The 13479-nt window shown below is 40.7% G+C and carries 11 protein-coding genes; 3 read left to right on the top strand and 8 right to left on the bottom strand.

The annotated features are described in order from the left end of the window. Positions 1-296 precede the first annotated feature (296 nt). Positions 297-1211 carry an arginase gene (gene rocF / locus DEF30_RS03080; RefSeq protein WP_294096379.1) on the top strand — a complete coding sequence of 305 codons (915 nt, stop codon included), beginning with the start codon at positions 297-299 and terminating at the stop codon, positions 1209-1211. 44 nt (positions 1212-1255) lie between these two features. Here the strand turns inward: rocF and DEF30_RS03075 are convergent, their stop codons facing one another. Beyond that, positions 1256-2620: an MATE family efflux transporter gene (locus DEF30_RS03075; RefSeq protein WP_294096377.1), complete on the bottom strand. Its 1365-nt coding sequence runs from the start codon at positions 2618-2620 to the stop codon at positions 1256-1258. Between the two features lie 152 nt (positions 2621-2772). Here DEF30_RS03075 and rd point away from each other — a divergent pair, with 152 nt between their 5' ends. Beyond that, positions 2773-2934: a rubredoxin gene (gene rd, locus DEF30_RS03070; protein ID WP_074910475.1), complete on the top strand. Its 162-nt coding sequence runs from the start codon at positions 2773-2775 to the stop codon at positions 2932-2934. 91 nt (positions 2935-3025) lie between these two features. Here rd and pflA read toward each other — a convergent pair whose 3' ends face one another. The 7 genes from pflA to DEF30_RS03035 all read right to left on the bottom strand — a co-directional run bounded on the left by pflA (position 3026) and on the right by DEF30_RS03035 (position 12035). After that, entirely contained in the window at positions 3026-3799 is a 774-nt protein-coding gene (gene pflA / locus DEF30_RS03065) for a pyruvate formate-lyase-activating protein (RefSeq protein WP_294096375.1), read from the bottom strand. Positions 3800-3834: 35 nt separating this feature from the next. After that, the gene (gene pflB / locus DEF30_RS03060; RefSeq protein WP_294096374.1) at positions 3835-6063 is read right to left on the bottom strand and encodes a formate C-acetyltransferase; all 2229 of its coding nucleotides are present in this window, start codon (positions 6061-6063) and stop codon (positions 3835-3837) included. 505 nt (positions 6064-6568) lie between these two features. Then, on the bottom strand, positions 6569-7093 hold the full coding sequence (locus DEF30_RS03055; RefSeq protein ID WP_294096372.1) for a hypothetical protein: 525 nt from the start codon (positions 7091-7093) through the stop codon (positions 6569-6571). Positions 7094-7101: 8 nt separating this feature from the next. After that, positions 7102-7791 carry a polysaccharide deacetylase family protein gene (locus DEF30_RS03050; protein WP_294096370.1) on the bottom strand — a complete coding sequence of 230 codons (690 nt, stop codon included), beginning with the start codon at positions 7789-7791 and terminating at the stop codon, positions 7102-7104. Between the two features lie 414 nt (positions 7792-8205). Further along, positions 8206-8829: a phosphoribosyltransferase family protein gene (locus DEF30_RS03045; RefSeq protein ID WP_294096368.1), complete on the bottom strand. Its 624-nt coding sequence runs from the start codon at positions 8827-8829 to the stop codon at positions 8206-8208. After that, positions 8822-9805: a hypothetical protein gene (locus DEF30_RS03040; protein ID WP_294096367.1), complete on the bottom strand. Its 984-nt coding sequence runs from the start codon at positions 9803-9805 to the stop codon at positions 8822-8824. The genes DEF30_RS03045 and DEF30_RS03040 overlap by 8 nt, the downstream gene beginning before the upstream one ends. A 19-nt stretch (positions 9806-9824) precedes the next feature. Then, complete coding sequence (locus DEF30_RS03035) at positions 9825-12035, bottom strand: ATP-dependent RecD-like DNA helicase (protein ID WP_294096365.1); 2211 nt, start codon at positions 12033-12035, stop codon at positions 9825-9827. 200 nt (positions 12036-12235) lie between these two features. Here DEF30_RS03035 and nagA point away from each other — a divergent pair, with 200 nt between their 5' ends. Continuing rightward, a complete protein-coding gene (nagA, locus tag DEF30_RS03030) occupies positions 12236-13360 on the top strand; it encodes an N-acetylglucosamine-6-phosphate deacetylase (RefSeq protein ID WP_294096363.1) in 1125 nt (374 codons plus the stop codon). The last annotated feature ends 119 nt before the right edge of the window (positions 13361-13479 follow it).

Here is a 13479-nt window from a genome sequence, read left to right as displayed (position 1 = left end):
CTCCTCCTCAAAATCTATACTTCATTATACCCTGTATCATCATCACAATACAGTGGACTTCCGCAATTGAAGTTATTGAAAACGGACTAAATCTTTAGACGATTTATGCAAATCTTCATTCAACGAAATCGTTGTCATGTAATCGTTTTGAAATCGTCTTATTTAGTTTCAACCCCTTTCAAACCCTTTAAAATGAACGTTTATACACATAATTGCATAAAGATTTTTATCCCAAATTAATGGTAATATAAAAACATCTGATATATAATGAATTGTAATTACACGGAGGTGTTCATATGAAAATTGAAATCATTGGGTTTCCAATGTTTTATGGTTGTGACCGACCTGGCGTTGAATTTGGGCCAGACAAATTAAGAGAAGTAGGCCTTGTAGACCTCTTTAAAAAGAACAATGAGTATGTAATAGACAGAGGAAATATCAAAGTAGATCAGGTGGATCCTTCAAAGAAGTATGCTTCACATACATCTATGAAGTATCTGAATGAAGTCGTATCCGGAAACGAAAGGCTTGCTGAGACTGTTCAAAATGCAATTCAGGAAGGCAATCTTCCCTTTGTTGTCGGAGGAGATCACTCCTTGGGATTAGGTTCCTTGGCTGGCGTCAAGTCTGCCACAGAAGACGAGTTTGCCGTGATTTGGATCGATGCTCATGCAGACCTCAACATCACTGAGACGAGTCCATCCGGGAATATCCACGGAATGCCTTTAGGTGCTTCTGCAGGACTTGGTGATGAACTGCTCACAGAACTCTATGTGAAAGGTCAAAAAGTAAAACCTGAGAATATTTATATCCTCGGTCTGAGAAGCGTAGATGAAGGGGAAGAGGTCATCATTAAAGAACATGGGATCCACACTTGGAGAATGACCGACATCAGAGAGAGAGGCATGGAAAAAGCCATCCAAGAGCTTCTACATAAAATTACAGAGAGCGGAATCCAACGCATCCATCTGTCCTACGATATTGATTCTCTGGATGCTCGACACGTACCCGGAACAGGAACTCCTGTAGAAGACGGTTTAGAATTCGAAGAGAGCAAACAGCTGGTTTCCTCTATCATTGAGACAGGTCTTGTAAAAAGCATCGATTTTGTAGAATTCAATCCAATCACAGACCGAAACAACCTTACATTGAACTCATCAATCAGTATGCTCGAGACTTTCTCAGAAGCTCTTGGCAGAATAAAATCATAAAAAGAAGCTCTTGGGAAAAATGCCCAAGAGCTTTTCTTTATACTTTATACAACACGGTGAATCCACTTCTTGCTTTTATAGCGAGGCAAACATATCAGAAGTTTGACCATTTCCTCAAAAAAACTTAAAACGAATACCCTTTCTACTGGAAGCTTCAGCACCAAAGCCGCCAGTGATACCAGCGGAACTCCCACAAGCCACAAACTCGCAGTTTCAGCAAAAAGAGAATATCTGGTATCTCCCCCGCCACGAAAAAGTCCCACAACAAAAAGTACATTTAAAAATCTGACAGGAACGATAAAAGAAATATAAGTCAGCAGCTTGAATGTTGTGTCTCTCGTGCCTTCTTCCAGGCGATAAAGCGAGAGAATCGGATTTTTGGACACAGTTAATAGAAGCGATGTGATTACCCCGATAAGGAATGTGAGCTTGATAATTTTACTTGCATACACCTTTAACCGTTCTATATCACCTTTCCCAATGAGATTCCCCGTGATAATCGCTGCCGCATTGCAGATACCAAAGGAAAACACATAGAAAAGCTGGGTTATCGTATTCTGAATCTGAATTGCAGCAAATGAGGATACTCCCAGTTTTGAATAGGAATAATTGTACACCACAATGCCAAGGGACCAGAATGTCTCATTCAATAGAACAGGTGCAGCGACTCTCAGAAAATTCGAGATATTTGGTTTCTTAAACGATGTAAGCTCTTTAAATGTTCCATTCAAAAGATTGCTCTTCAGAAAAACAATATAGAAGAGCACTGAAAACTCAATGATTCTCGCTATGAGCGTGGCAAGGGCAGCTCCTCTAACTTCCAATCGCGGGAAACCAAAAGCTCCATTAATCAAAAGATAGTTGAGCAGCGTATTCGTCCCTAATCCCAGGATACTGGAAAACATAGGTACAAAAGCTTGACCTGTTGATCGAAGCGCAAAAATCATTGTCACCGAAAGATTACTCAAAATATAACTGAACCCAACGATTCTAAGGTATTCTACAGAGGCTTTAAGAACCTCTGGATCCTCAGAGTAGAGTCCCATAACTCTTTCTGGAATGATCACAGCAATGATTGTAAAAAAAGCCGCAATCAGCCCACCTAAAGCCATGGTCATACCCATGTACTTCTTGAAACTCTTGTAATCACCGCTCCCATGAAACTGGGAGAAAAAAATAGCTCCTCCACTGTTGAGACCGAACGACATCAGAGTAAAAAGAAAGAAAAGCTGGTTCGCTTGTCCAACCGCAGCGATCGATGCTTCTCCAAGATTGCCAATCATCAGATTGTCCACCATATTCAAGGAGGAGGACAGGAAATTCTGCACAATGATCGGGATAGCAATGGTAAGTAGTATTTTATAAAAATGATTTTGATTATTTATATTTTCCTTTTCTAATTCCAACATATGTTTTCACCTCACGCTTGTTTAGTATACTAGATTAACCCGCATTACGAAACATCAAATCGAAGAAAATCTATTGAAAGCTTGTGATTTCTACACTATAATCAAATTAGGTTATGATTCTATAACACTTATTTGAATTAGGAGGGAATATGATGAAGAGTTACGTTTGTATAGTTTGCGGATATGTTTATGATCCAGCAGTAGGCGACGAGGACAACGGAATCGCTCCAGGAACAAGCTTCGAGGATCTACCAGAAGATTGGGTATGTCCACTTTGCGGAGTTGGCAAAGACCAGTTCGAGGTTGAAGAGTAAAATCCCTTTAAGCGCCAGGCAATTGCCTGGCGCTTTACATTTCCGTCAAAAAAGCAGGGAATAAACCAAATCTGGTTTCCCCTGCTTTTCACTAGCTTATTCTATATAATGTAGTACCTTTACTCTTCTCTTCCACTCTTTCAACAAAGTCTTGACCAAGCTCTTTATGAAGTAGTGCTGTGAGCTCTTGAGTTCTTTTACGGTCCATTTGCTCTACACCTTCAAGCTTATACTTGATGTTCATAACCTCGTATTTGTTCTCTCCCATGGAATGATAAGGAAGAAGTTCAACTTTTTCTACATTTTGAAGCGTTTTGATTTTTTGAGCCAGCTGAACGATATGTTCCTCGCTGTCTGTGATGCCAGGCACCACAACATGTCTGATCCACATTTTGGTCCCTGCATTTTGAACGGCTTCCAAAAACTTCAAAGACCTATCTTCTTTCTGACCTGCGATGAATAAATACTGCTTCGGATCTTCATGCTTAATATCAAACAAAACTAGATCTGTGTACTTCAGTATCTCTTCATACTCGCCAAATCCGTATCCCGCAGTATCCAGTGCAGTATGGATGCCAAGTTCTTTACAAGCCTTGAGAGATTCCAATAGGAACTCAGGCTGCAGCAGCGGTTCTCCGCCGGAAAAGGTAACTCCACCACCTGATTTTTCAAAATACGGACGATATCTTTTAATCTTCTTGATAAGGTCGGAGGCTTCTACTTGGGTTCCGCCACCCATAGTCCAGGTATCTGGATTATGGCAATAGAGGCATCTCAATTTACAGCCCTGCAAAAACACCACAGTTCTGATTCCTGGTCCATCTACAAGACCCATGCTTTCTATTGAATGGATTCTGCCTTTCAAAGTCCTCACTCCTTCTAGTATTTGATCAGTCTAGACTACATAGCTTCATGGAAAGTTCTTGAAATGACTTCCATCTGCTGCTCTTTAGATAGTCTGTTGAAATTAACTGCGTATCCTGAAACTCTGATGGTCAGAGTTGGATACTTTTCTGGGTGCGCCATGGCATCTTCAAGCTTTTCTCTGTTGAATACATTCACATTCAAGTGATGCGCATCCTGTGAGAAATACCCATCAAGTACAGATGCCAGATTGTTGATTCTTTCATCTCCAGACTTTCCAAGGGCATCCGGAACAATCGAGAATGTATTGGATACACCATCTTCACACGTGCTGCAGTATGGAATCTTAGCCACACTGTTCAGAGATGCTAAAGCACCTTCCAGGTCTCTTCCGTGCATTGGGTTTGCTCCTGGCGCAAATGGTTCTCCTGCTTTTCTTCCATCTGGTGTTGCACCGGTTTTCTTACCGTACACCACATTGGATGTGATGGTCAGAACAGACAATGTATGTTTTGCGTCTCTATAGGTCTGATGTCTCTTCAGTTCGCTGGAGAACTTTTCCACCAGACTGACTGCGATGTCATCCACACGGTCATCATCATTTCCATATTTGGGGAAGTCCCCTTCGATATCAAAATCCACTGTGATTCCATTTTCATTGCGTTTTGGCATTACTTTTGCATATTTGATCGCAGCAAGTGAATCAGCAGCTACTGAAAGTCCTGCAACACCAAACGCCATGAGTCTGCCCACTTCTGTGTCATGAAGTGCCATCTGGCCAGCTTCATAAGCATATTTGTCATGCATATAGTGGATAATATTCATGGTATTGACATAAAGTTCCGCTACATATTCGAGAACCTTATTGTAGTTTTCGAGTACTGTATCATACTGCAGTACTTCGTCAGTAATAGGTGTAAGACCTTCGATGACTTTCTTTCCTGATTTTTCGTCAACACCACCATTTAGAGCATAGAGAAGTGATTTTGCCAGATTGCACCTTGCTCCGAAGAACTGCATCTGCTTCCCGATGGACATTGCAGACACACAGCATGCGATTGCATAGTCATCCCCATAAAGAGGTCTCATGATATCATCATTCTCATACTGAATGGAATCTGTCTGGATGGACATATCCGCACAGAACTTCTTGAAGTTCTCAGGAAGAGACTGAGCCCATAGAACCGTCATATTGGGTTCTGGAGCTGTTCCAAGATTGATCAGTGTATGCAGGAATCTGAAGGATGACTTGGTCACCAGTGGTCGTCCATCAAGACCAACACCACCGATCGCTTCAGTTACCCAAGTTGGATCTCCTGCAAACAGATCATCGTATTCTGGCGTTCTCAGGTGTCTGACCATTCTCAGCTTAATGACAAACTGATCGATGATCTCTTGAGCTACCGCTTCGTCAATGGTACCATTTCGTAAATCTCTTTCGATATAGCAATCCAGGAAAGTACTTGTTCTTCCAAGAGACATCGCCGCTCCGTTGTTTTCTTTTACAGCTGCCAGATATCCAAAATACACAAACTGAACTGCTTCCTTTGCATCCTTCGCTGGCTGAGAAATGTCAAATCCGTAAGAAGCTGCCATTTCTTTCATTTCATTCAATGCTCGAATTTGCTCATTGACTTCTTCTCTCTGTCGGATTAGTGCATCCAGCATGGGTCCCTTAAGGTTTTCAAGATCCTTTTTCTTTTCAAGAATCAGACGATCTATTCCATAAAGAGCCACTCTTCTGTAATCACCGATGATTCTTCCTCTTCCATAAGCATCTGGAAGTCCAGTAATAAGACCCGTACTTCTTGCTGCTCTCATTTCCTTATTGTATGCATGGAAAACACCTTCATTGTGTGTCTTTCTATATTTAGGAAACTCTTTCAAGATTGAGTCGGATGCTGTGAAATCATAAGCTTCCAGAGACTGCTCTACCATTCTGAATCCACCGTAAGGATTGATGATTCTCTTCAATGGTGCATCTGTCTGAAGACCTACGATGGTCTCTGCTTCTTTGATAATGTATCCTGGTTTGAAGTTATTGATCCCTGCAATGTTCTCTTCGTCTACCCCAAGAACACCTTGCTTAATTTCTTCAACAATCAGCTGCCCAGCTTTTTCCCATACTTTTTTTGTGTTTTCTGTAGGGCCTGCTAAAAAAGATGCATCTCCTTCATATAGTGTGAAGTTCTTCTGAATAAAATCTCTAACATCTATTTCATTTGTCCAGTTGCCCTCATTAAATCCGTTCCATTGAGTTATCATCTTATATCCTCCTAGTTTTTATAACACATTTAACTTTTTAGCTTAATCTGTTTTCTCTTACAAATGTATTATACAATAGGTTCATCTTTTTGTTAATACCTAGTCAATAAGTTTTTTCTCCGATAATCTTGCTTTAATCGAAAACTCTCTTGACAAACTCCTGTTTTGATGATTATTATAACAACACCCCTTGTTATTGATACAAAAATAGTACAGTATTCTAGAATTCATGATTATTATAGTGATTTTGTCTCACATTTCAATACAGCTTGACAAAAAATAATTATTATTTTATTACAACTTTTTTCTTTTATCCTCTCACTTTTTCACATCACACGCAAACCGTAAGAATCTTTCCACCTTCATTATGATACAATTCTTCGTCCTGTTAAATACCCACTGTTATAAAACAACATGAAATTTATAGTACAGAAAATCAGTTGTGTTGTATAATTGTATTAAAAAAGGAGAGATCTGATTCATTGATCTCTCCTTTTTACTTCAGTTATTCCTTTATCATCTCAAATAACTGAGATTGGGATATCCAGCATTCCTTGGCAATTCTTTTTTTACCATCTTTTTTTGCTTTTTCTTTTCTTAAGGTGCTCCTAAGAATATTCTCACCAAGGCTCACCATCTTCCGTCTTACGGGTGATTCAATCTCGATGATTGTAAACCCGGCTCGCCGAGCCAATCGATGAAGAAGTGTAATGCCTAAGACAGCTTTATACTTTCTATTTTCTGGTTTTTCCATATGTTTGCCGATCAGTTTCAACTCTTCCGCAAGCATCGTAAAAAGATTTCCATAACTTGTATCGAGATTCTTCAAGTTTGTGTTCACCATATGAATTTCATAGTAACAGTCACCACGCTTTATGACTGTACCATCCTCAATGATCACATTCTTTCCTCTGTGCACTTTAGGAACCAAATATAAAAACCCAATGCTGCTTCCCGGAACACGCTTCCAACCCAGCATTCTGACAAGACTTGCATCATAAAAACCAATAACTTTCTTCAGTATATCCATTCTCTCTCCTACACTCTTACAGGCGCATCATGTTCAGGAACAACAAACTCATACCCCATTTTCTGCAACTCCGGCAAAGCAATCTCCAATGCGTTGATCGTTCTCTGCGGCGCATCTTTTGCACCTCTTCCGTCGTGAAGGAGCACAATATCTCCAGGCCTGACTTTTTTCAGTAAAGTCTTTTCAATATACTCCTCATCCACATACTTACTCCAGTCTGATGCATGAAGAGACCATAATACTGGTTTAAAATCATACTGATGTATGAATTTTGAGGAAACAATATTGACAAGCCCCCAGGGCGGTCTATATAAATTTACTGTAATACCCATCCCCCGCAATACCTCAATGGAATCGTGAAAATCCTTTTTCATCGCTTTGTAGGAACGAATCGGAGCGCCAATATGTTTATTTGCATGAAGACCAATCACATGCCCTTCTCTGACGATTCTTTCGACAATGTCCGGGTTCGCCTTAACCTTTTCACCTAGCACAAAAAAGGTGGCTCTAATCCTATACTTCTTCAAGAGATCCAGCAGCTGTGGCGTATATCTCGGATCTGGTCCATCATCAAACGTCACTGCTATCCTCTTCCCTTCCACAGGAATCTTTTTCAGAACGCATTTTGAAAAATACCGGAAATAAATATTGGGGATAATTGAATAAACCACAAACAAATAGAACAAAATCGTATCCATTTTCATCACCCATCCTTCTCCGCACTTTGTGTACGGTCACCACTATAATTATAGCCCTATTTATGATAAATACCACATAGAGTTATTTACACGAAAAAATTAAGCAGCCAACGGCTGCTTAACTGCACAATCGTGCGTGAAAGTTATCTGACCTAGTCTTTGACCCCACACTCGCCTGCTGGAGCTTTTGCTACCCGGAATTAACCTCTCACTACTTACCCTCTCATTTCTGGCAGGACTTACTTCTAAGCCGCACCATGATTGTCAGTGCTTTGACTGACTTACGTGGATCCTTTTGCCTGCGACTGGCATGGACTATCAGGGGTATCCCCGAGCAACTACAAACATAACTTTCAATTTTACATTATATCAATCTGAAGGAAGATATTCAAGAGCTGTATGAAAAGGAACAGCTCACATCAGTTTGAAAACAGTTATATAATATGGCTGAATCCCTTGATTCTCGAGAAGCTTCACACATTTCCCTACGGTGCTTCCAGTGGTGAAGACATCGTCCACAATCAGGACCCTCTTCCCTTTCAAAGGCGCCAACGGGTCACGTCGAAGCTTAATATGATTCGCATTTTCTTTCCGGCTTTCCATATCTAGTTTTTTTTGCTCCGTTTTTGAAGGTCGAAAGAGCGCCTTCCACGGAACTCCAGTTTCTTTGGATAGTCTTTCCGCCATAAATGCACCATGATCAAATCCCAGATTTTGAGTAGAGCGATAAGAACTCGGGGCAAATGTGATGAGTTGAAAAGAGCTGATGAAGTCTCTGTGAGCATAGAGCAGAAGATTCACCATATCTTCACCGGCATAAAACGATCCTTGTTTCTTATATGCCATCAGCAGAGCTTTTCCCTCCTCATTATATTCAAGGATGGACATCCCCTTCTTCTTTTCCAGTAGCCCTTCCTCCTTTAAGAACACCAGCTTCTTCTTACAAGAAGCACAAAGCCCATCTGTGAACTCTTCACAGACAGGGCACTTGTCATAAGGAAACAGCAGATTCTGAAAAAACCGGACAATCCTATTCAAACCCTTCTTCCCAAAGCACTTTATTGAAATGTCTTGTCAGTTCCTTTGTCCTCTCCATATCTCTTGTTATATGTTGACACAACATGATTACTTCCCCATTCATCTCTTCATAGAATCCTGTTCTTAAACAGAGGAAGAGAAGTTCTCTATAGCTGTATCTGGAAGAGTCCGAACCATGAATGATGATTTCAAAATTGGTTTCCACATCCAAATAGTCATCCAGATCATCGGTAATGAAAATATACGGTTTTTCAAGATCCTTGACCAGTTCCTTCATGGTCTTCGTACCAATCTCATCCACATCAAAAATACAGCTTTCCAGCGATTCATCAACCTTCGAAAGAAATCTGGCAACTTTTCTTTTGACCTTTTTATCAGCAGTAAGAAACAGAACTTTTTTCTTTTCATATACAAACCAGAGAAGGTATTCATACACCGAAGTGGGCACGAATTCATCAAGATTCAGCCGTGTCTCAATCACTCTAGGCTCAGAAACAAATCCACTTCGGCCTGCCATAGGGACTTCCAGCACATCCATTCCCATAAAAACTGTTTCAAAAGAATAGGCAACCACTTTTTTGCATCTCGGAAAAATAAATCCAATCAGATGCTGCATTTCAGGCTTTTTATGAATCGGAAATGAATTGACGTCATCATAAACCACAAGATCATACTGTTCCCTGATTCGCAACGCTTGGAAATAATCACAGATGACCAGCGATTCCTTCTCATTGATCTCAAGATCCTGGTGCAGTGAAATGGAAGAAAACCCCAAATTTCTCATATATTGGGAAATAAGCACATGTTCTTTCATTTCTCCAGTAATGTAAAGAACCCGTCCTCCATCATAAAGAACCTTGTTCACCAGTTCTTTCAATGGTTCAATCCCCATATAGGGAACTGTTTTGATGTTTATGGCTTTCTGTTCACCTTCCATATACCAACGCAAGAGCTGCTGCTTCTTTTCAACTTTCATAAAGACCTCCACTATTATTCTATTCCCCTACATTATCCATGACACTCATGATTCTATACTTAAGCGATGTATGCCTATCATAAGTTTTTGTATTTTTAATCATATAAGACAATGCTTTCTGAGATCCCACCAAAACAATGAGTTCTCTAGCCCTCGTTACAGCAGTATAGATCAGGTTTCTGCTCATCAATAGAGGAGGCCCCATGAAGAGTGGGACAAGAACTACTTTGAACTCACTTCCCTGACTCTTATGGATGGTTACCGCATAAGCAAGTTCCAGTTCATCCAAGTCCTGAGATTCAAATTCCACAATCTTATCCTCATCAAAAAGCACCGATACGGTATTATCTTCCTCATTAATATCTGTAACATAGCCGATATCACCATTAAAAATCCCCTGTCCTTCAGGTGGTTCCCCAAAAGTCCTTTTTACTTTTCTCCACTTGATCATATAGTTGTTTTTCGTCTGCATCACTTTATCACCAATCTGCAAATCGGTGAAGCTATACTTTTTCCTTCTTGGATTCAGCGCTTTCTGGAGCACCAGATTGAGGTTATACACACCAAGCTCTCCTTTTCTCATTGGAGTGAGTATCTGAAAATCTTTAACTCTGTCCCACTTTTCATTAAATTTCGGAAGCCTAGTGGTCACAAGCTCAATCACTTTCTGCAGTGAGTCTTCAGAATCATTTCCCTGAATAAAGAAAAAATCACTTTCTTTCGCATTTAGAACTGGCATTACACCTGTATTAATCCTATGCGCATTTGTTGTGATAAAGGATTCTTTCCCCTGTCTGTAGATAAACTGAAGCTTAACCACAGGGAAAGCACCACTGTCAATAATGTCCTCCAAAACCTTACCCGCCCCTACAGAAGGAAGCTGATCCACGTCTCCGACAAGAATCAGCCTCGTCTTGGGCTTGATGGCTTTCAGAAGATTATTCATAAGCATTACATCAATCATAGAAGCTTCATCGATAATAACCACATCACAGTTCAATGTTTCATCTTCGTCGAAAAGCACTTCATCCTCCTCTGACGAAACACTTAAATCTATTAGGCGGTGAATGGTTTTTGACTCACGTCCGGTGGCTTCCGACATTCTTTTGGCAGCTCTGCCGGTGGGTGCACCCATCAGCACCTTCTTACCCGCACGCTCAAAAATATTCAGGATGCATTTGATGATTGTAGTTTTCCCAGTACCAGGACCACCAGTGATAATCTCAATACCGTTTTCTGCAGCACCTGTGATTGCCTCAATCTGCTTGTCATGAAATGAAATGCCATTCTTTTTCTCAAAATCCTGAATATAGTCTTTCACAGGAATGTCAAGTCCTTCAACACCTTCCAGCAAAAGACCAAGCATATGTTTTGTCACTGATATCTCAGCGTAAAGATAAGGCATGGTAAAAACACCTTCTACATCGCCTATTCTTTCCAGCATCAGCTTAGATTTCATGACTTCGTGGAGAATGTTCTCCTCCAGCTCCTCTCTTCTGACTTCAAGAATACTTTGACCTTTTTCAAGAAGCATCTCCTTCGGTATAAAAGTGCTTCCTTGAGCACAGTACTCGTTGATGATATACTTGATTCCGCTTTGAATCCGAAAGGGCGAATCTAAGGTAATCCCCAGATTTCTGGCAATTTTATCTGCTGTCTTAAAACCAATGCTTGGCACCTCATCCGAAAGTATATACGGATTCTCTTTGACCTTTGCCACAGACTCGTTACCAAAAACCCTATAGATCTTGAGTGCCTGTTTGGGTGTGACTCCGTAACTTTGGAGGAACACCATGATGTTCTTCACCTCACGCCCTTTGATATATGATTCGTAAATCAGCCTGACTTTCTTGTCTCCGATGCCATCCAGCTCTTTAAGCTTCTCAGGCTCATTTTCAATAATACTGAAAATCTCAGCACCAAACTTCTCCACTAGTTTTTTTGCAGTGATGGGGCCAATTCCTGCAACCGCTCCAGAAGATAAATACTTTTCGATGCCCGCCATGGTGCTGGGAACAACTTCCTCATAAGACTCACATTTGAACTGTTTTCCGAAGGTTGCATGGAGGACAGATTCACCATGCAGGACCAAAGTTTGCCCTACGGATATATAGGGAAATGTCCCCAACGCTGTATGCACCTCTTGCTCATCCTCAATCCTGATGATGCAAAACGCACTCTCCTCATTCTGAAATACTATGTCCCGGACTACTCCTTCTAAACGCTCCATAAAGATTCACTAGTTCCTTTCAAATCATTCATAGCTTTATCATAATCGATATGAGCGACAGTTTCCACTTTTTGCAGACAACCCTATTATGGGATAAAACAATAAAGTTATTCACATGAATAAAGTTTTAATTGAAAAATTCTGATGTATAATAAAAGTAAACCACATAATGGTTTAAACAGAAGTTAAGAGGTGTACACATGATATTTAAGGACTTTAACGTCATATTTACAGATCGGATCGAAAAAATGTCTATCCAGATCATGGATGGGAAGATCGTCTCGATGAATCCTGATTTCAGCGATGATGAAATCATCGAAGGTAATGGCAGGTACCTTTCTCCAGGATATGTGGATATCCACATTCACGGAGCGGGAAACCACGATACGATGGAAGGAACATTTGAAGCATTAGAGACCATTTCAAATACCATCGCAAAACACGGAACTACAAGTTTCCTCCCCACTACAATGACCGTTTCTGTAGAAGAAATCCGTAAAGCAGTAGAAGCAATTAAAGAGGCCAAAGGAAATGTCACTGGTGCAACCATTGCAGGAATCCATCTAGAAGGTCCCTTCATCAGTGAGCATGCCATAGGGGCACAGAATCCCAATTATGTAATCCGCCCATCCATAGAATCTTTCCTTGATATGGTGGGAGAACATATTGACCTGATTAAAAACATCACCATGGCTCCAGAAGTAGAAGGAGCCCTTACACTCGCCCCTTATCTACGACAACATGGTGTCAATGTTTCCATGGGACATACTGTAGCAAGTTATGAGCAAGCCATGGATGGAATCCATCACGGATTTAACCACTCTACACACCTGTTCAACGCCATGAGTCCTTTTACACATCGAACCCCTGGTGTTGTTGGCGCAATATTTGATACAGATGTCACCACAGAAACCATTTCCGATGGTATTCATGTGAGTTATCCTTCACTGAGAACAGCGTATAAGGTGAAGGGATCTGATAAGACCCTTCTTATTACAGATGCCATGATGGCATGCGGCATGCCAGATGGCACATATTCGTTAGGAGGCCAGAAGGTTATCTCGAAAGAAGGTGCAGCACGACTTGAATCCGGAGCTCTCGCCGGTTCCATTCTGACCATGGATAAAGCCGTGCAGAATGTATATAAAAATACAGCTCTGCCACTTTATGAAGTAATTAAAATGGCTTCCTACAACGGCGCAAAGTTCTCAGGAATAGACAAAGTAAAAGGAAAAATTGCATTGAACTATGATGCAGATCTTCTGATACTCTCAGAAGACCTGGAAGTTCAAAATGTATTTATTGAAGGAAGAAAATTTCTTTGAAGCATAAGTTGAAAATAGTATAAGACCATAGAAACATCCGCAGGAACAACCTTTCATTGTAACCTGCGGATGTTTTCGTAAGTCCTAATAATCACATTACAGGAATTGCGCCAGAAAGC

It is taken from the genome of Proteiniclasticum sp. (genome assembly GCF_003514505.1).
GTDB lineage: Bacteria > Bacillota > Clostridia > Clostridiales > Clostridiaceae > Proteiniclasticum.
The sequence above is the reverse complement of the archived record's forward strand: the minus strand, read 5'-3'. Positions and strand labels throughout refer to the sequence as shown.